At 36.6% G+C, this 19,335-nt stretch carries 21 protein-coding genes; 11 read left to right on the forward strand and 10 right to left on the reverse strand.

The annotated features are described in order from the left end of the window. Window positions 1–135 precede the first annotated feature (135 nt). The 4 genes from BLQ18_RS12260 (at window position 136) to BLQ18_RS12275 (ending at window position 3,216) form a co-directional block, all read left to right on the forward strand. Window positions 136–339 carry a helix-turn-helix transcriptional regulator gene (locus tag BLQ18_RS12260; RefSeq protein ID WP_090296480.1) on the forward strand — a complete coding sequence of 68 codons (204 nt, stop codon included), beginning with the start codon at window positions 136–138 and terminating at the stop codon, window positions 337–339. 68 nt (window positions 340–407) lie between these two features. Beyond that, entirely contained in the window at window positions 408–1,190 is a 783-nt protein-coding gene (locus BLQ18_RS12265) for a hypothetical protein (RefSeq protein WP_090296484.1), read from the forward strand. A 15-nt stretch (window positions 1,191–1,205) separates the two neighbouring features. Beyond that, window positions 1,206–2,726, forward strand: coding sequence for a DGQHR domain-containing protein (locus BLQ18_RS12270; protein WP_090296489.1), 1,521 nt, complete (start codon window positions 1,206–1,208; stop codon window positions 2,724–2,726). Window positions 2,727–2,799: 73 nt separating this feature from the next. Next, complete coding sequence (locus BLQ18_RS12275; RefSeq protein ID WP_090296492.1) at window positions 2,800–3,216, forward strand: hypothetical protein; 417 nt, start codon at window positions 2,800–2,802, stop codon at window positions 3,214–3,216. Window positions 3,217–3,705: 489 nt separating this feature from the next. Here the strand turns inward: BLQ18_RS12275 and BLQ18_RS12280 are convergent, their stop codons facing one another. The 3 genes from BLQ18_RS12280 to BLQ18_RS12290 form a co-directional block, all read right to left on the reverse strand. Continuing rightward, window positions 3,706–4,452: a universal stress protein gene (locus BLQ18_RS12280; protein ID WP_090296499.1), complete on the reverse strand. Its 747-nt coding sequence runs from the start codon at window positions 4,450–4,452 to the stop codon at window positions 3,706–3,708. A gap of 132 nt (window positions 4,453–4,584) precedes the next feature. Further along, on the reverse strand, window positions 4,585–5,955 hold the full coding sequence (locus tag BLQ18_RS12285; protein WP_090296503.1) for an aldehyde dehydrogenase: 1,371 nt from the start codon (window positions 5,953–5,955) through the stop codon (window positions 4,585–4,587). 88 nt (window positions 5,956–6,043) lie between these two features. Further along, the gene (locus BLQ18_RS12290; RefSeq protein ID WP_090296509.1) at window positions 6,044–6,832 is read right to left on the reverse strand and encodes a hypothetical protein; all 789 of its coding nucleotides are present in this window, start codon (window positions 6,830–6,832) and stop codon (window positions 6,044–6,046) included. A 195-nt stretch (window positions 6,833–7,027) separates the two neighbouring features. Here BLQ18_RS12290 and BLQ18_RS12295 point away from each other — a divergent pair, with 195 nt between their 5' ends. Further along, complete coding sequence (locus tag BLQ18_RS12295) at window positions 7,028–7,666, forward strand: GntR family transcriptional regulator (RefSeq protein WP_090296513.1); 639 nt, start codon at window positions 7,028–7,030, stop codon at window positions 7,664–7,666. Window positions 7,667–7,724: 58 nt separating this feature from the next. After that, window positions 7,725–7,871 (forward strand): hypothetical protein, encoded by a 147-nt coding sequence (locus BLQ18_RS17025; RefSeq protein ID WP_175443758.1) that lies wholly within the window; start codon window positions 7,725–7,727, stop codon window positions 7,869–7,871. On the opposite strand, the gene BLQ18_RS12300 is transcribed toward BLQ18_RS17025, so the two are convergent. After that, the gene (locus BLQ18_RS12300; RefSeq protein WP_090296516.1) at window positions 7,868–8,455 is read right to left on the reverse strand and encodes an NTP transferase domain-containing protein; all 588 of its coding nucleotides are present in this window, start codon (window positions 8,453–8,455) and stop codon (window positions 7,868–7,870) included. The genes BLQ18_RS17025 and BLQ18_RS12300 overlap by 4 nt on opposite strands. Before the next feature lie 9 nt (window positions 8,456–8,464). Continuing rightward, entirely contained in the window at window positions 8,465–8,713 is a 249-nt protein-coding gene (locus BLQ18_RS12305) for a MoaD/ThiS family protein (RefSeq protein ID WP_090296521.1), read from the reverse strand. A gap of 217 nt (window positions 8,714–8,930) precedes the next feature. On the opposite strand from BLQ18_RS12305, the gene BLQ18_RS12310 reads away from it, so the two are divergent. Continuing rightward, window positions 8,931–10,013, forward strand: coding sequence for a vWA domain-containing protein (locus tag BLQ18_RS12310; RefSeq protein WP_090296525.1), 1,083 nt, complete (start codon window positions 8,931–8,933; stop codon window positions 10,011–10,013). A gap of 52 nt (window positions 10,014–10,065) precedes the next feature. Beyond that, entirely contained in the window at window positions 10,066–11,013 is a 948-nt protein-coding gene (locus tag BLQ18_RS12315; protein ID WP_090296528.1) for a 3-keto-disaccharide hydrolase, read from the forward strand. Window positions 11,014–11,064: 51 nt separating this feature from the next. On the opposite strand, the gene BLQ18_RS12320 is transcribed toward BLQ18_RS12315, so the two are convergent. Genes BLQ18_RS12320 through BLQ18_RS12335 form a run of 4 tightly spaced genes read right to left on the reverse strand, consistent with a single transcriptional unit; the run spans window position 11,065 to window position 14,270 of the window. Beyond that, a complete protein-coding gene (locus tag BLQ18_RS12320; protein ID WP_090296533.1) occupies window positions 11,065–11,670 on the reverse strand; it encodes a 3-keto-disaccharide hydrolase in 606 nt (201 codons plus the stop codon). Window positions 11,671–11,711: 41 nt separating this feature from the next. Then, the gene (locus tag BLQ18_RS12325; protein ID WP_417935113.1) at window positions 11,712–13,157 is read right to left on the reverse strand and encodes a M14 family zinc carboxypeptidase; all 1,446 of its coding nucleotides are present in this window, start codon (window positions 13,155–13,157) and stop codon (window positions 11,712–11,714) included. A gap of 4 nt (window positions 13,158–13,161) precedes the next feature. Further along, complete coding sequence (locus tag BLQ18_RS12330) at window positions 13,162–13,821, reverse strand: peptidoglycan recognition protein family protein (RefSeq protein ID WP_090296543.1); 660 nt, start codon at window positions 13,819–13,821, stop codon at window positions 13,162–13,164. Continuing rightward, complete coding sequence (locus tag BLQ18_RS12335) at window positions 13,818–14,270, reverse strand: 3D domain-containing protein (protein WP_417935106.1); 453 nt, start codon at window positions 14,268–14,270, stop codon at window positions 13,818–13,820. Before BLQ18_RS12335 ends, BLQ18_RS12330 begins: the two co-directional genes overlap by 4 nt. 50 nt (window positions 14,271–14,320) lie before the next feature. Between BLQ18_RS12335 and BLQ18_RS12340 the strand changes: the two genes are divergently transcribed. Further along, window positions 14,321–15,655, forward strand: a complete 1,335-nt coding sequence (locus BLQ18_RS12340; RefSeq protein WP_090296551.1) for a serine hydrolase domain-containing protein — start codon at window positions 14,321–14,323, stop codon at window positions 15,653–15,655. Window positions 15,656–16,180: 525 nt separating this feature from the next. On the opposite strand, the gene BLQ18_RS12345 is transcribed toward BLQ18_RS12340, so the two are convergent. Then, window positions 16,181–17,023, reverse strand: coding sequence for a 1,4-dihydroxy-2-naphthoyl-CoA synthase (locus tag BLQ18_RS12345; RefSeq protein ID WP_090296556.1), 843 nt, complete (start codon window positions 17,021–17,023; stop codon window positions 16,181–16,183). 165 nt (window positions 17,024–17,188) lie between these two features. Between BLQ18_RS12345 and BLQ18_RS12350 the strand changes: the two genes are divergently transcribed. Further along, a complete protein-coding gene (locus BLQ18_RS12350) occupies window positions 17,189–17,542 on the forward strand; it encodes a DUF3088 family protein (protein ID WP_090296559.1) in 354 nt (117 codons plus the stop codon). 107 nt (window positions 17,543–17,649) lie between these two features. Continuing rightward, window positions 17,650–19,296, forward strand: coding sequence for an AMP-binding protein (locus tag BLQ18_RS12355; RefSeq protein WP_090296563.1), 1,647 nt, complete (start codon window positions 17,650–17,652; stop codon window positions 19,294–19,296). The last annotated feature ends 39 nt before the right edge of the window (window positions 19,297–19,335 follow it).

A 19,335-nucleotide genomic window follows, 5' to 3' on the forward strand; every position in this document is an offset into this window, starting at 1 on the left:
ATTTATAAAAATGAAAACAAAATTCATTGTTTTAGTGTATATAAATATAGTTTAAAACAATATTTATATTGTTTTAATAAACACTCGTTAAAATCTAACATTGTCTTAAAACGTGATTATGCCTAGCTTTAGACTATGTCTGAGCGAATAAACAGAATTAAAGAAGTGCTCGTTATCAAGGGAATGAGCCAAAAGGAGTTGGCGGTTAAACTTGACCGTAATCCAAATACAATTACTTCTATCTGTAATAATAAATCCCAACCACATTTAAAAGATCTTAAAAGGATTGCGGAAATTCTGGATGTGAATATTAGAGATTTGCTTGTGCCAACAAAGTAGAGAGAAAATAATTATTCATTTATAATTCTAAATGGAATTCCCCCAATTGAATTTTAATTAGGTATTGTATGCTTGAACATGATAAAAAAGTAATAAAAACGTACATAATAATTGTTTGGGGGATTGTTATTTTTGTTCCCTTATTCCTTGTGATTGCGAGTATTGTTCAATTCGTTTCATTTAAAAATGATTTTAAAAATGGCCAGGAAGCTTATTTTAACACCTTAAATCAAGTCTACAGTTCTGAGATTATTTCTATTCAAGAATTAGATTCTATTAAAAATCAAATGTTATCGGATACAACCTATGTTTTTGATGATAGAATGCAAAAAAGGTTTCAGAATATTGAAAAATCAATTATTAGACACAAATTATTAATTGATTCATTAAACAATGACAATTTGCTTCTCTTTGAAGGAAAAATTGATTCTTTGAATAATTCTATTGATTTATATAATAAGAAGGTCAATAAAATGAAAGAATTAAAGATTGATTTTGAATTAAAATCTAATGTCTTTTATTCGCTAGTTCTATTGATAATTGCTCTAACTGCTTTTCTCGGATATCGAAGTTTTGTTAATATTAAAACTTCCGTTAAGGATGACACAACAGAAGAAGCTAGAAAAACCGCAAAATTCCTTTTATCTGACGAACTTAAAAGGACAATAATGGATTTGATTCGAGAGGATGGGGTCATTAACGATAATTGGGCAAATTTTGAAAGTGAGTTAGATAGAAAACTAGAAGAATTTAAGAATAATATTACATCTGATATTGATACCTCTGATTCTGCTAAAATTTCAGTTTTAGAAAATAAAGTAGATGCAATTCTACAGAAGCTAGAGGAATAAATCTGATTAAAAATTATGATAGAAGTTAAAATAACATATCTAAATCAAATTATCAATGATGATAAAAAAATTGGCATTGCTCAAATACCATTTTTAGATTTGAAAGATGTCGTAGCTTATACTCGAAGGGAAGATGATGAGGAAAAATACTATCAACGTGCAATTCAAGATCAGAAAATTCTTGACATTAAATTTTTTATTCTTAAACAGATTAATAAAAAGATTAACGAAGACCTTAACTCCTCAGCTTTAGGAACTTTTCCTACTTCTACGATAATTGCAATTAATTCGAATAATGATTATGAAAATCTGGAAGAATTTTCAAATTATATGCAAGCAACCAGAGATTTAGAGGAAAGGAATAACGAGTTCAATGAATGCTTTTTAATTGAAGATGAGAATAGTTTAAAAGCTACAGCATTTATCCCCAAAGGAAAATCAGCTTTAATTGTTGATGGACAACATAGATTATATGGCATAACCAAATTATATGAAGATGTGTCAGAGAGTCAGGAGATTATTGATAAATATTATCGAAGGGAAAAGGATATTTTTGACAATAAACTTACACCTGAAATTGTGAAAAGTGAGCTAGAAGATTTTGATTTCTTATGTTCAATGCTAGTCAACTTTGATGTATATGATCAAAGTAGAGTTTTTGCAGACGTGAACTTTAATCAAAAGTCAGTTAATAAATCCCTTTTCTATGATATTTTTGGCACCTACCCAGATGTAGACAATAATGAAATTGTTTTAGCTCATGAAATTACAGAGCTATTTTTTACAAATGAAAATTCAGTATTTAATGGAAATATAAAAATGCTTGGTGGGGGCCCAGGGTTGTTCTCTCAATCATTTTTTGTGGAATCCTTATTAAAGTTTTTTAAAGTAAGTTCTATTTGGGGAAGTAAAGCTTCGCAATATTTGATTGTTAATAAAGACTATTCTAGACTATCAAATGAGCAAGAAAAAAATCAAGCTGAATTAATACGCCTAATGGATTCCAAACAAAAAATTGAAAATGAGATCTATGGGTTTTTAAACAATTATTTTGAGGTCGTTTTAGATCATTGGAATGAATACGTACCAATTCAAATTGATTCTGAGGAAAAAGGCAGGGTAATTAGGCGCTTTTATAACCAGATAGGTGATAAAACAAGGTATGATCATGTTTTATTAAAAACTATTGGCATTGGAGCATTAATGAAATATATTGAGTTGATTTATAGAAGGGTAAAAGAATTATCACTAGCTCAACAATCTGAATATATAAGAAAATTGTTGATTGAGATTGATAAGGAAGACCCAAATTTATTTTCTAACAAGAGTGTTTTTAAGGGTGGCTCAGGTTTTGGCACAAGAAACAGAATATTTTATGATATGTTTTTTTATACTGCTGAACTATTAAACAAGAATAAAAAACTAAATAAGGACGAGCTTAATATTTTATCTAACATAGTTAAGGATAAGAACCCAGAATATGTTAAAAGTATCTTGCCAAATTTGCATAATGATTTAGCGGTAATTGGTGGCTAGAAGAAAATGCGGGCCAGCAAGGGCGTGAATTTGTGGCTGGGCACAAAGAGCCATTGCCCTGGGCTTTGTGTGTGTGAAACACACTGATAGCGAAGCTATAAGACACAAAGAGCGCGTGGAAGCATATTTTCTTCTTGATTTTTTGTTTCTTTTTTATCAAGAAAAAAGATATGAACGTAATATAAAATATGAGATGGATAGCACTTATGATAAACATGTATTCAGACTATGTGTAAAGGACGCTAGAAGAATCATTGAGGAAAAGGATGAAATTTCTAAGTCTGCAACTAGTCTTTTGGCTGAATTGTTATATGAATATACTTCAATTAATAAAATTCCAATTAGGACCATTACTTGGGAAGATGTACTAAAAAACAATTCTAGCTGGGTTGATTATTATGATGAAGATGAAAAGAGATTTAATAAGATTAAAACTCTAATAATTCGTAAAATAGACCATGAAATCGAAGAAAATAAATTTTCCTTGTAAAAATTGATACGGAAGTAAAGCAAGTGCTTGGAAATTTATGCTCTGCTAAATTTTAAGCTTTTGCGACAAGTTGTCGAGAATATTCTGAACTTTTCTTTTCCAATTATCAAACTAAGAACATAGTTCAACTCGGGCAGAAAATTTTTGCTTTTGGCCGGGGCAAGCGTGGGCAAATTGTGTGGAAAAGAAAATGCCTCGAGCATTTTGCTTTTGTAAAACAATCGATCGTTTGCGCGCGGCAATTAAATATAACGACAAATTATGGTACAAATGAAAACCAACGGTGCGAAGCACACAGATTAAAAATATTCATGACCCCGTTGAAAATTACCATAAATAACGCTCACATGAGGGATATTTTACATAATGGAAAATTATAGCTTACGGATGGCGAAACGCTTAAAATACAACATGACGACATTTGTACTATAATTTACATTATGTTAAATAGAATATTAAATAAGAGGTAAAAACTCACCTATTTCACTTCTAGGCCAAAATCATTAAAGGAATCTTGGATTTTCGGATTACAGCTTTTATCGGACTTGTTTTAAACCACAAATGTTTTCCTTCCTCTTTAGAAACGCATAGTAATTGAATATTTGTTTTCGTCACGTAATTTACCATGCTGTCCAAGGCATTGGTGCCTTTACTAAAAACATAGGAAATGGTTTTTTGACCCAAATACTTTTTGGTTTTAGAAACCTTATCTTTTTTAATGTGAAATAAACGAACAGGATTATCATCTTTTGGATTTAAATTTTTAATGATTTGTAGTCCACTTTCCTTAATGCCACCACCAAATATGCCGAGATTCATTTCTTTAAAAGAATACAGTTCATCATCCTTTCCCAATAATAAAATATTGGTGTGATCGGTATGTTTTATCACCAAATCGGTGATGCTACGCCCAAATACACTTGAAAATCGACGTGTTTTACCCAGCACCAAAAAATCTGGTTGTTCACTGGATACGTATTCCAACACCCTTTTCTTTACAGCTCCTTTTTTTATTATAAAGTTAATGGGCAGTGCTCCCTTGGTCCTAAATTTAGAGACCATTACCTCCAAATTCACTTTGGCCGAAGTGTCATCCTTATAAAATGCAGTTGGACTTTTCACATGAAAAACTTCAACTACCCCACCAATGGCTTTTGCCAAACCAACGGCATTGGCCAAGACAATTTCTGAGTCTTTGGACAAATCAAGTAAAACAGAAATGTGATAGGTTTTCATTAGGTCAAGTTTTGATGTGTTCTTTTAAATGTAGCATCAAAAACCCTAATAATCAATTGTTTAACTAATCTTAAACACTAAAATCAGAAATATGTAATTTTGGATATGATAAATTAAATTTTGTAGAATATTTTAAAATAAATATTTAATTTTTCTCAAGATATAATCTGAAATCTTGTAAGGTGCGTAACGCAAAGGTACATCTAGCCAAGTAGCATGCTTTACTATGGATTTATGGTGTGAGAAGAGTTCAAAACTATGTTTTCCGTGATATCCCCCTATTCCAGAAGAACCAACTCCCCCGAAGGGTAATCTCTTATTGCTGATGTGCACCACTGTATCGTTAATGGTGCCTCCCCCAAAAGAATATTGATGCATCAACTTTTCCTGAATTTTCTTGTTTTGCGAAAAAACATAAAAAGCCAAAGGCTTGTCGTATTTGGATACTATTTCGTGAATTTCGCTTTCATTCTCATAAGAAATAATGGGTAAAATAGGACCAAATATCTCCCCTCCCATCAATTCGCTATCCAGTTTGGGTTCATTTACCAATGTAGGAGCAATAAATCGGTCTGTATCATTAAAAGAACCTCCGAAAAGGATATTTTGCCCTTCCAGTTTCTGTTTTAGCTCATTGTAGTGTTTGGTGGTTGCAATACGGGCAAAATCTTTCGAAGATTCCAAATCTTCTCCATAAAATGAAGTGATATGCTTCTTTAATTCGTTCACCAAAACTTCCTTTTTGGAAGCATGTACCAAAATATAGTCTGGAGCGATGCAGGTTTGCCCAGCATTCATGAATTTCCCCCAAGCAATTCGCTTGGCAGCCAACGGAATTTTGGCTGTTTCATCCACTACACATGGATTTTTCCCGCTCAATTCCAAAGTAACTGGAGTTAGTTGTACTGCAGCACTTTTGTAAACAATTTTGCCTACCTGTGTACTTCCCGTAAAGAAAATATAATCCCATTTTTGGGCTAGCAATGCAGTAGAAACATCTACTCCTCCTTCTACCACAGTAACATACTCTGGCGGAAATACTTTTTGGATAATTTCTACTATAATTTTGGACGTATTTGGACTAAACTCCGATGGCTTTAGAACCGCAGTGTTCCCTGCCGATAAAGCCCCGATCAAAGGTGCAATCACCAATTGAAAAGGATAATTCCAAGGCGCAATGATCAATACCGTACCATAAGGTTCAGGTTGAATCCAGTCTCTTGATGGAAAATTGCTCAACGAACTGGAAACATGAATGGGCTCACTCCACTCCCCTATATTTTTAATGGCGTGGTTGAGTTCAGCCAATACAAATTGGGTCTCAGTGGCCATGCTTTCAAACTTAGGCTTTTTAAAGTCGGCATAAAGTGCCTCACAAATGGCATCTTCTTGTTCGGTAATAACTTCACGCAGCTTTTTGAGATACTTTTTGCGAAAGCGTACATCTTTTGTCTGTTGTGAAGCAAAAAATGCATTTTGATCATGAACCAGTTGATCGATCATGGAGAGTATATTTTTCTAAATATAGCCAAACCCAACAAAAAAAGCACCGACAATTGCCGATGCTCTTCAATTCTATTTTAAAGGAAATTTATAGGGTGATTTCCTGTGTAGCTCCGTTAGGATAAATTAATGTTGCAACATTGTCGCATTCACCGTTTCCGAAATCAACAGTAACAGCCAAACCGTTTTTGGAAACCAACATAGTTCCACTGGTTGCATATTCGCAAGCAGCATTTGCTTGTAAGTCCTCCAAAATCTCTACTTGGTAAGTATCTTCGTTAACTTCTACAGTCCAAGATCCTCCTAAAGTAATTGTGATATCTTCCAAAGTCTCACCAAAAGTGATGCTCAACGTTTTATTACCATTTTCCGAGATTAGCGTACCGTCTTCCATTTCAACGGACATATCACTTTCAACGGTTAATGAGATTGTATTGGAATCGTTGTTTCCAACAATTGTATACGTTCTGGTTCCATTTATTTTAATGGTTCCAACGTAAAAATCAGTGTAGGTTGCAGTAAATGATGCATTCTCCCCTCCTGCTACGTAGGTTACGGATACCGTTCCGTTTACATTTTCTGTGCCATTGAGCACACAATTATTAAAGGTAGCTTCAAAACCTGTATCGGTATAAGTTGCGCTGTAACAATCATCTTTGGCGGCAGTAGCTCCTTTGGCTGTATTGCTATTATAAAGTTCTGCAATGGCAAAATCGGCAACTCCAGCAATTTCATCTGTGGTCATAATGGCCTCCAAATCTGTGGCAGAAAGTGCTTCGTCTTCACCAGGCATAGCATCTTCGCTACACGATTGGAACGCCAACAAAGCAACACCCATAAAAGCTAGGGCGTAAAGTCGTAGTGTAAGTTTTCTCATTGGTAAAAGTTTTTGGGTCGTTAGTGAACTAACGCTCAAGCATTCCATTTAGTGTTTTTGTTCATTACTATTCGATAAAGTGTATGTGATTTTTAGAGGTTTAGATTATTGGATTGTTCAATTTTTAGATGGTTAGATGCCCTTGAACTTGATTCATGCTATTGAACTTGAACTTGTAAATTGTATTTTAGAGCTATGGCAAACACATCAGTGCTTCGTGATCGAATAAAACAGCATTTATTGGCCCAAATTCAGCGAGGTGAGCTTAAAGTTGGAAAAACCATTAATCTGGCAGCGTTATCACGTGGAACAGGAATCAGTGTCACCCCTATCCGTGAAGCCTTGAGTCAATTGGAACATGCTAGAATAATCAAAGCGATACCCAATCGAGGGTTTGTGGTTGCCCGATTAACGGTGGAAGAGGCCAAAAATATTATTGAGACCATTGCCCAGTTGGAGGTCATGGCATTGGAAGCGTCCAATTTTAAATTGGAAGAAATAGCACATCTGAAAGAATCACAGTCACAGATGATTAATGCCACTTCTATTTCCGAGGGATTGGACAAACGATTCAAATTCCACAACCAGCTTATTCAAAATTGTAGCAATAAAGTTTTACTTCAGATTTTACAAGATTTGAAACTACGCTTTCATTTTTATGAATATGTTTTCATAAAAGAAGACTCCTTTTTTCAAAAAATGGGCGTTCAAACTCACGCCATTATTGAGGCCATTGCAGAAGATAATATCCCTACCGCGGCACTCATTTTAAAAATGCATTGGATGTCGGTTATGGAGCATATGGAAAACCAAATGAACGTTAAAAATGGTTAATCTTCTGAAGATCAAAATAAAATAATTCTAATTTCGTTTTCAGATAAAAACATTTACCATGCAGTTTTTAAACAAGGAGATAGAAGCACTTGCCAAAAAGAAAAAGTCCCAGTCGTTGATCAAAAAACAGATTTCCTGCGGAATTTTCCAAGATTTGGAGGTTTTGGACCTTGATGCCCAAAAACGTTCCAACTCCAAAAATTAATTATCCTTCCCATTTTGGATGGCATTAAATTCATCCAAAGTATTCACGTTTAATAAGACCTTATCATTTGCAGGTTGAATTAGTTCAACATCGGCATTTGTCAAAAATCGTTTTGGACTTCTAGAATTGGTTTCAGCCAAAAAAGATGTTGCTTTTTCCAATCCATGAGGCTCCCAAATACAAGCCAAAGGTTCGGGCTCCCCTATTTTGGACCTAAAAGCTGTTGCATCTTTATCTGGATTCCTATTTTGAATAAGCTCTTTCAATGTTGCTTCAATTATAAAAGGTAAATCACAGGCCAAAACCAACCAAGCCACATTAGGATGGGCTTCATGGGCACTCAAAATCCCATTGAAAGGGCCTTGATGTTTATTTTTATCAAGAATATATTCAATTCCTGCGGAACTATCTGATTGTTGCCCATCACGAAGACTTAGAAACACTTTAGAACAAATACCGCCCAAAAGTTGGTGCAAGTATTCCCGATGTGGTATTTGGTAATACTCCAACAAACCCTTGTCCAAACCCATTCGGGAACTGGATCCTCCAGCTAAAACTAACCCATAAAGTTCGGATGGTTTCATGGTTAATATTTAATTCGGTGATGGAATCATGGCAATTTCATCGTATGAATTTATGCTTTCGTTTTCCTTGGCGTAATTATGGTTCACCGCAAAAAATACGGAAGGTAAACTTTTAAGCTCTGGATATGTGTGCTCCAAGAAAATTTTTAAATCTTTCACCGTAGTTGGAATTTTTCTCCCTGAAATATTCGACGTTGGAATGGATAGCGATGGGGTGCCTACAATGTCTTTGGCTTTACCATATAAAAGAACTGTCATAAAATCAACCTATTAGTTTTTGTTTTGTTTGAATTTTGGTTAGATAGGCTGGTAGGTTTTATTTTAAGTGAGTGAAATTATTAAAAATCAAACACAGTGTTGCCATTTTAACAAGGTGAGATTTATTTTAACTTTTCTTTAGATTATTTCCACCAACGGCATATACTTTTCTATAATTTTGAACGTTCTGCAAGCAGAACCTCAACTTTATTTGAAAATGAAAAACGTATTTCAGTATATCCTCCTTTTTGCTTTTGCACTATTAATTTCTTCTTGTGGTAATTCCGATGATGATGTAAGTTTCGACATCAACAACAGCGAATTGGGCCTTGGTGAAGAACCCGATGATTGTTTGGGATTTGGAGAAAATGAACTTCTATTATCCATTCAGGATGAGTTCACTACCCTGCCAGGAAAGGTGTCTATATTGTTCAAGGTTTCTGATTTAATGGGCAATCCAGTTTCTGGTTTATCAGCTGATGAATTTACGATATATGAACAAGGAAGAAACGACGATTGTTTCAATTTGATTTCTTCTTCAGAATCTTTCGCTCGTATTTCACCTAACACTCAGGTGTTCAACAACAATACCCTTTTGGTACTCGATTTAAGTAATAGTGTGCTTCAAAGTAGTTTAAATGAATTGAAAGCGGCTTCCACTAGTTTCATCAATAATGTGATGCCATCTCCTGCTTCGGAGTCTTTTAAAATGGCCATTTATTGGTTTGATGGTGAAGACGAACTTCATTTATTGAACCCCCTCACCTCTTCGTCTACAGAATTAACGGCAGCGGTTGATGGAATTACAGCAGATATCAGCAACGACCCATCCACCGATTTGTATGGTGCTGTGATTAAATCTACAAATATTGCCGAAGATTTATTGGATGATAGTGTTGATGCGATAGGTGCAGCTTCTGTGGTAATTTTCACTGATGGTACCGACCAAGCATCTCGATATAGTGAGTCTGATGCACTTGAAGCTGTAGAAAATGCGGACAGAAATATTTCCTACTTCACCATTGGTCTTGGAGCTGAAATTGATACGGAGGTGTTGACCGATATCGGAAAAACTGCCAGTGTTTTTGCCAGCAATAAGGAAGAATTGGAAAACACCTTTAACGAAATTTCCCAAAGAGTATCCGAACAAGCCAACAGTTTTTACCTTTTTGAATATTGTACGCCAAAAAGAGATGGTAGTGGAGAAAACAACTTGGTAATCCAAGTAAACCACAGCGGACTTGATGGTGCGGTGCAGACCAAATTTAGTGCCAACGGCTTTACGGGAGGATGTGAGTAACCGTATTTAATCCTTATCTTGGGTGTCGATTTTAATTAAACTAAACAAAACTATGACACCCAAACAAAACTCCATTCGGATTTTTATTTTCACCCTTTTATTGGGAGTAATTTTTAATGTTCAGGCCCAAAACATCAGCCCTTTAGAGGGTAGATGGGATTTGGAAATGGATTTTATGGGAAAAACTTCCCCTTCTTGGTTAGAAATTAGGCACTCTGGTCATGCCACTTTATTGGGACGCTTTGTGTTTGCATTTGGTAGCGCAAGACCAATTTCCGAAGTAAAAACTTATGGAGAGAACAAGTTCACTTTTAGCATTCCCAACCAATGGGAACCCAAGGGAAGCGATATGATTTTTCATGGCGAATTGGTGGATGATCAATTAAAAGGAACCTTAATCTATACAGACGGGTCTGTTTTACATTGGACAGGTGTTAAAGCACCAACGCTGGCTTATACCGAAGACCCAAAATGGGATAAAACCATTAAGGTTTTTAATGGAAAAGATTTATCTGGATGGCATGTGGATGGTGAGAAAAACCAATGGACCGTAAAGGATGGAATTTTGACAAGTCCAGAATCGGGTTCCAACTTTATCACCGATCAAAAATTCCAAGATTTTAAATTGCATGCAGAATTTCGTTTTCCAAAAGGAAGCAATAGTGGCATCTATTTAAGAGGAAGATACGAAGTTCAAATTGTGGACAGTGAAGGTTTAGAGCCTGCCGATATTTATATTGGAGGTGTTTATGGCTTTTTAGAGCCCAACCAAAATGCGGGTAAACCTGGAGGAGAATGGCAAACCTATGACATCACCTTAATTGGAAATAGAGTGACTATTGAACTCAACGGTAAAACTATCATTTCAGATGCGACCATTCCAGGGATTACAGGTGGAGCTTTGGATAGTAAGGAGGGCGAACCTGGTTCTTTTATGATTCAAGGGGATCACGGCCCCGTTGAATTTAGAAGTTTTGAAGTGACTCCACTAAAAAAGTAAACCAATCTACAAGTAATAAAAAACCCCGCTCTATTGGCGGGGTTTTTCTTTTTATTGAACTGTTAATGGAGTTATTTTTATATTCCTCCATTTCACTTTTATTCCGCCTCCATCATGAATTTGAAGTGCAACGGCACCTTTGCCTTCGCCTATTTTTTCATCCTTCAATTCTACCATTTTAACTCCATTGAGCCAAGAGGTGATTTTTGTTCCAGCAGCTCTGATTTTCATTGTGTTCCACTCCCCCATTTTTAGGTTTTTGTCCAATTCAGGGTCTGGCTTGATCAACCAACCTCTACCGTAGGACTCGTAAATGCCCCCTGTGTGCAAACCTGGAGGTGCAACTTCAACTTGCCAACCACTTACTTTGGTACCATCAAAGGTGGAACGGATAAAAACTCCGCTGTTGCCATCGGCTTCTTGTTTAAATTCTAAGGTCAACTCAAAATCTCCATAGAAATCTTCTGTAGATAAGTAGCCATATTCTGCTTTTGGCCCGCTTTCACAAATCAATTCACCATTTTCCACGTACCATTTCTCCTCTCCATGGTTCACCCATCCATCCAAATTTTCACCATTGAACAGGTTAATGGTTTGTTGGGCGGAAATGCCTTGAAATGCCAAAAAGGCCAATGCAATTGTAATCAGTTGCTTCATAATTAATTGATGTTTATTTAGTTTAATTTATGTGCTTGTTATTAACGTACAATCAGTCCATTGCCCGTTTTTTGGTCGTTCAATGGTTTAGAAAGATCAATCAAAAATCCATTGATTACCGCGTAGGCATATTTCCCGTCTTTTTTCAAAAAGAAAGTAGGATTATCTCCAGGGCCGAGCCTAAATTCATTCAGTTTAAAATCTTTGTTGACCAGAAGAACAGGTAACTCGGTGAATTTTTTCTGTTCAGGTTGTTGCGTTTTTACAAAAGCGATTCCGTTTTGAAGCAATTCAAAAGGGTTGGAAAGATTGTCTGTCTCTGCAATCTTACCCTGAACAATAGTGTAACCACTTGCATCAAAATTTTCGTACCCGTAGTATGTAGATAGATCCCCTTGGTCGGCCACCGAACTTTGATAATAAAAATCGTTGTGACCTTTGAGGTCCACTTCATTTCTAAAGATGCCCAAATCAATGATGTATTTTTTACCCAATAACTCATAGCTGGCATTCGTAATTTTTAAATCGAACAGCATGCGGTCGTTTTTCGGGATTTTTTCATAATCCTCTGTGGGAATACTTTTAAAAGATTCGTTGGCAATAGTATACAATGCAGAAATAATGGAAACAAAGTTGAGTTTTCGAATCTCTTGTTTTTCTGGATCGTTTTGGTAACCTCCCGATTCAATTAAAATTAGACTGGTACCCCATTTGGCAATATTGTCACCAAAGGCTCTTGGCTCAAAATCATCACTGTATCGTCCTACCTGGCCAGGCGCATAGTTTTGGATGATATTGTTCATGTACACAATCACTTTCATAGCGTTGGCACGAACTTCATTAATATCCTTTTCGTAATTGTAGGCTGTGGCCAAATAAGAAATTGTAGCTGGTTTTTCGGTAAGCTCTGCATTATAATACGTGCTTTGGTCGTGCAAATTGAAACCGAAATCGGCATCTAAACTATCCCTAATCCTTTTTAAAGCTTGACTCTCTGGAGATTGTAAGCGCAATGCATCACGATTGATATCCACACCTAATGCATTTCGTCTTTGGAACACCTCTGCTCCGTCTGGATTGAGCATAGGAAGAAAATGTAATTTGAGTTTGGAAAGAATAACTTCCTTTTCTTCCTTAAATTCAGGAGCATCCAAAAAATGAAGGATGTCAAAAATAGCTTGTGTGGCAGTTGGTTCATTGCCATGCATTTGCGACCATAGAAAAATGTTACTTTCACCTGAACCAATGCTGATCAGATTCAAATCGCGTCCCTCGATGCTCTCCCCTACTTTTTGAACTTCAAACTTTGGGTTGGCTTTTAATTCTTGAATCAAAGGTTGAATATCGGAATGCTTGATTCTTCGTTTTCCTATAGAGGTCTCTTTATATTGCTCGTAAGAATCGTAAAGCTTGGTGGTGATTGCGTCTTGTGCTTGTGCTGAAATAGCAAACAAGCCAATGGCCAAAGCCCATATTTTTTTGATCATCATTTTATTTCGTTGGTACGGGTTTAAAATTAAATTTTTTGGTGGCATTTCGCACCTTATTTACAAAATCCATGCCTGGGTCATCTTTTACAGTTCTGTAACCTTCATCCACTTCCAGCCATAAGGGGTGATCTTCAAACAAGGTATACTCTTGATGGCCTATAACATATTCAATATCATATTTGGACGCTAGATATTTTACTAAATAAATATTGGATTTCAATTGTTTCTTGGTCAATGGCATATCTTCTGTACCGCCCACATTTTCAATACCTATGGCACAATGGTTCAATCCAATGGTATGTCTGGCCATGGTTGTTTCGGGCATTAACCTATAAATAGTTCCATCTCGGTCTACCAAGAATTGTGAAGAAACATTGAGTCCGCTTACATTGACCAAATCGGGTCTCCAATTGGGCAACGTAGAACGATTAAAAGCTTCAAAGGTTTTACCCAAAGTAGGGATAACCGTCCAATGCAGTACCACCATTTTTGGGGTGATATCAGGGGTGTCCTGAACCAAATTATATCTTTTGGCAAGGTATTCTATAGTGAGCTCTTCGCGTTGTTCATCAAAAATTAGGGGAATATCCACTATTTCTTTTTTGGAAGCACAAGCTCCTAAAATTAAGGTCATAATAAGGAGGAATCCTTTTCTTTTCATTCTAAGGTATTTTGTAAGGTGTCAATGGGAATTGCATAGCAAATCATCAATTTTTTTCTGCCCCACTCCCGCGCTTTCTGAACATCTTTTCCCATATAAATATCAATTCGGTTTTTCCAGCGGTAGTGCATTTTATCCTTCACATAAAAGGTGTCTGGAAAGGTATCAATTTTAACCATGGTATTGTGGACAAGTCCCATTTTTATCAAATCCCTGGATACTGCGATGGTTTTCATACCAGGTTCTAGAGTGTCGCCCCAAGCGGCCACGGAAGGATTTAAAGTATCTGTTTGCCAATACACCGAGTTGTAGGCCGATGCTGTGACTTCATGCCCAATCCATTCAAATTTTTTAGGTGGTGCAACAGATTCTTTTTTAGGTGAACAACCCAAATAAATAAAGCCAATACAGCTAAAGTATAAGAGTAATTTATGGAAGTGGCTATTCAAACGAATCTAACTATATTTAAAAGCAGAAAGTTACAAATAGATCCTAAATCATGAAACTACTCAAACGTGTTTTGCTACTTCTGGTCCTTGTATTAGGAGTGGTTATTTACCTGAATTACCCCAAATTGAATATCATTTCTGGCTATGCGGCCAAGAATGTTGCCTCAGGTGTTTATGTGGCACATCGTTCTGCTGCATCCATGAACCAATATGATAATAGTGCGCCATTGGTTGAGTTGGCCGTTACTGAGGTGGATGAAAGTAATGAATCTGCATCTTCCACTGTTTATGGTCTTATGAAACGAACGGCAGTTTACCGTGATGGTCTAGGTGCAGTACTGGTGAATGATGATTACAACCCTGATAAAATGACGCTTCGGCCTAAGAGAATCCAACCTTTGGATACCATTCCTTATCCATTTGGACAGGCAGCTCCTATTGATACAATATTACCAGAGGTGGATATGGGTCAAATAAATAAGGCTTTGGCTTTGGCGTTTTCGGAACCAGAGATTCAAAAAACAAGAACGTTACTTATATTATATAAAGGACATTTAATTGCTGAAAAATATATCAACGGCTTTGACAAGGATACCCCTATTTTGGGTTGGTCGATGACCAAAAGTGTGATGGCCACTTTATATGGTATTTTGGAGCGTCAGGGTAAGTTAGAAATGGATTGGCCAGCTCCAATTGCGGAATGGAAGGATGATGAGCGAAAAGACATTACATTGAACCATTTGCTTAGAATGCAAAGTGGTTTGGCTTGGGAGGAAGATTATACAGGCATTTCTGATGTGACCAGAATGCTATTTTTGGACAGTGATATGACCCTTGCACAACGAAATAAAAAAGCAATTGCCAAACCTACTGAAATTTGGAACTATTCATCTGGTACTTCGAACTTACTTTCTGGGATACTCAGGCAACAGTTTAGGAGCCATCAAGAATATCTGGATTTCCCCTATTCATCACTTTTGGATAAAATTGGGATGTATTCTATGGTTTTGGAGGCGGATATAGCAGGAAATTATGTGGGTTCGTCTTATAGCTGGGCCACCACTCGTGATTGGGCTCGTTTTGGTCAATTGTATTTGGATAAAGGCATGTGGAATGGAGAACAGTTGTTTAACCCAGAATGGGTTGACTACATAACAACACCTACTCTACACTCCAATGGAACTTATGGTGCTCATTTTTGGTTAAATGCAGAATGGATTTATCCCGATGTTCCCAAGGACCTTTTTTCATGCAATGGTTTTGAAGGCCAGTACGTATTTGTGATTCCATCCAAAGATTTGGTGGTTGTTCGCACAGGATTGGCAGAAGATCCTTATTTTAATATAAATGAGGTGCTTTCGACCATAGTAAATGCCGTCCCTTAATAGGCTTGATGTATTAAAATGGGGATAAAACCACATTTTAAAGGTACTTCACAACAATAATTTCATTTACGGGAACTCTGAAACTACATTTACATTGTAATTAATCAGAAAGTAATTTTTTCATTTTCATATAGTGTTCTCGTAAAAGAGTCTTGACCAAACGGCAAGACTCTTTTCTATTTAGGGGTATTCCATTTAATTGCTACATCTGTCTTTCGCAGGTAGGATTTATACTAATTGCTCGGATTACTAGAATAATTGGGTGTTATTCTACGCACAGGGAAGCATCAATTTCTATTTTAACAGTGATGACAACAAACAAGGAACACTTCACAACAATAATTTCAAATTCAGAAACTACAGGGGTAGATTTACATTGTAATTAATTCAGAAAGTAATTTTTTCATTTTCATATAGTGTTCTCGTAAAAGAGTCTTGACCAAATGGCAAGACTCTTTTCTATTTAAGGGTATCTCATTGGATTGACACCAACTTCAGAATGACAATTGTTTATTGTCAATTGATTTACGGAATCCACTTGTCCTTACCAAAGTCAGGTTTACGCTTTTCCAAGAAAGCATTTCTACCCTCTTTAGCTTCGTCGGTCATATAGGCCAATCGCGTTGCTTCCCCTGCAAAAACTTGTTGCCCAACCATACCGTCATCAGTCAGGTTCATGGCGAACTTCAACATTTTAATGGAAGTTGGCGATTTCTCCAATACCTCTTGTGCCCATTGGTATGCAGTATCTTCAAGCTCATCATGTGGAATCACAGCATTGACCATACCCATTTCAAAAGCTTCCTGGGCAGAATAATTTCTTCCCAAAAAGAAAATCTCACGAGCTTTTTTCTGTCCTACCATTTTAGCTAGATAAGCAGAACCATAACCGCCATCAAAACTGGTTACATCGGCATCGGTTTGTTTAAAGATGGCATGCTCCTTACTCGCTAAAGTCATATCGCACACCACATGAAGGCTATGTCCTCCCCCAACGGCCCATCCAGGTACCACTGCAATCACCACCTTGGGCATAAAACGAATCAAGCGTTGCACCTCAAGAATGTTCAAACGGTGGTAACCATCCTCACCAACATAACCTTTATGGCCACGCGCTTTTTGGTCTCCCCCACTACAAAAGGCCCATTTACCGTCTTTTGAAGAAGGCCCTTCACCAGAAAGCAACACAACACCAATAGAAGTATCCTCTTGGGCATCATAAAATGCTTTGTACAACTCACTGGTAGTTTTTGGGCGAAACGCGTTTCGAATGTCAGGACGATTAAAAGCGATACGGGCTACCCCATTACATTTTTTATAAGTGATATCCTCAAATTCCATGGCAGTTTGCCATTTGGGTGATTCCATAAGTGCAGTATTTAATTGGATTACAAAATAACGGAAATTCTACATTTTCGACCGTAATTAACCGCCACTTCATTTATTAGCTTAACCAACAATGAATTAAAAACATTAATTGTTTAATTTAACAACTACTTCATTTTTGGATTTAACTGATAAAAACCTAAAACTATGGCCAAACTATTTCTACTCAAACCTGATTTTTCAGATAAGAACATGGATGAAAATGCCAAGTTCTATTGTCCGTCCTGTGCCCAAATCTTAGGAGTTATTACTTATTATCCTGTACTCAAAGAAAAATTGGATATCATTTACATTGATTTTAAACGTCCAAGAAAAGAGATTGTAGATTTAGTGGGTGAAGAAAACCAAGGCTGTCCCAATCTAATTTTTGAAAAGGATGAATTATCTGATTTGGATGATCTTGACTACTTAGAGTCTTATGGTGAGTTTTATTTTCAGAACAAAGCACCATTGATTGCAGAATTCTTAGCCGAAAAATATGGGATTGGAGTACCCCATTAATCTAAAACAAGTCACTTTTTTACTTCTTTAAGGTTGATAATCAAACAATAATGAATACATGTGAAGCATAAATTCATTATATTGATATACACATAATTAACCGAACAATGGAAAATTTTCAAACTCCGCTGGAAGCATTTTACTTTTGGTTGGAAAAGAATCCTGACCGCATTTTTTTAAGACAACCGATACAACGAAAGTTCATTGAATACTCCAGAAAAGATGCATTTGATCAAGCTATTAGGGTTGCTGCCGCTTTGCATAAAATGGGATTGAAAAAGGGAGACCATGTCGCACTTTTATCGAAAAATTGCGCGCATTGGTTCATGGCTGATTTGGCCATGATGCTTGGTGGGTTTGTTTCAGTGCCTCTTTACCCAACATTGGATAGCGATAGTATTCACGAAATATTGATTCACAGTGAGAGCAAGGCCATTATTATTGGAAAATTGGATGATTATAAATCCCAAAAAAAAGGAATCCCAGAAATCCCAAAAATTGGAGTGGCCCTTTATGGGGTTTCAGAAGAATTTACTTGGGAAGATTTGGTTAACAATACTTCAGAATTTGAACCCTTCAATCAAAACCCAGAGGATTTGATCAGTATTATGTACACTTCGGGCACCACGGGTAACCCCAAAGGTGTAATGCACAAAGTGAAATCGTTTAATCTGGTGGCTCAAAACGGTTTAAAATCTTTAGAGTTTAAGGATGAATCCAAGTTTTTCTCCTATTTGCCCTTATCCCACATTGCCGAACGTATAGGAATAGAAATGGGAGCCATATATGGTGGTGGGACTGTCAGTTTTCCTGAATCTTTGGAAACCTTTGCAGAAGATTTGGCCTTGGTGCAGCCCAATACCTTTTTTGCCGTACCCAGAATATGGCAAAAATTTCAAGAAGGTGTATTAAATAAAATGTCGCAAAAGAAGTTGGACAAATTACTTTCCATTCCAATTATAAATGCATTGGTGAAGAAAAAAATCAAGATGAAATTAGGTTTGGGTGATGCCCAATTCTGTGCTTCAGGAGCTGCTCCAATTGCGGTAAGTCTTCAAAAATGGTACCGAAGGATTGGAGTGGAAATTCATCAGTGTTATGGAATGACGGAAGACTGCATCCTTTCCCATTTCAACTTGCCAGGCACCAATAAATTTGGTGCGGTTGGCAGACCATTGCCAGGTGTGACCTCAAAATTGTCTGCCGAAGGCGAAATATTGATCAAAAGTGATGCATTAATGGTCGGATATTATAAATCACCAGATCAAACGGCTGAAATGTTTACGGAGGATGGTTTTTTAAGAACTGGTGATCTCGGTGAATTTGATCACGATGGGTACCTTTCCATTGTTGGGCGAATAAAAGATCAATTTAAAACAGACAAAGGAAAATACGTAACGCCATCTTTAATTGAATTGGAGTTGTCCAAAAACACCGATTTGGAACATATTTGTGTGGTGGGAACAGGAATTTCCCAGCCCATAGTTTTAATTATTCCATCTGAAGCTGGACGAGCTAAAGGGAAAGAAGGTTTGAACAGCTCTATCCTGAAGTCTATTGATGAATTGAATCCGCATCTTAAAAAGCATGAAAAGCTTGAAAAAGCTGTAATCATGAAGGAAAATTGGACCGTTGACAATGGTTTAATGACCCCTTCCATGAAAATTAGAAGAAATCGTATTGAAACCATCCATCAACCCATGTATTTGGAGTGGTTCTCCAGACCTGAAAGAGTCGTGTATGAAAGCACATAGTCTTGTCATACTTTTTAATTCAATGTATTTTTAGTTCCA

Source organism: Flagellimonas zhangzhouensis (genome assembly GCF_900102925.1).
Taxonomy (GTDB): domain Bacteria; phylum Bacteroidota; class Bacteroidia; order Flavobacteriales; family Flavobacteriaceae; genus Flagellimonas; species Flagellimonas zhangzhouensis.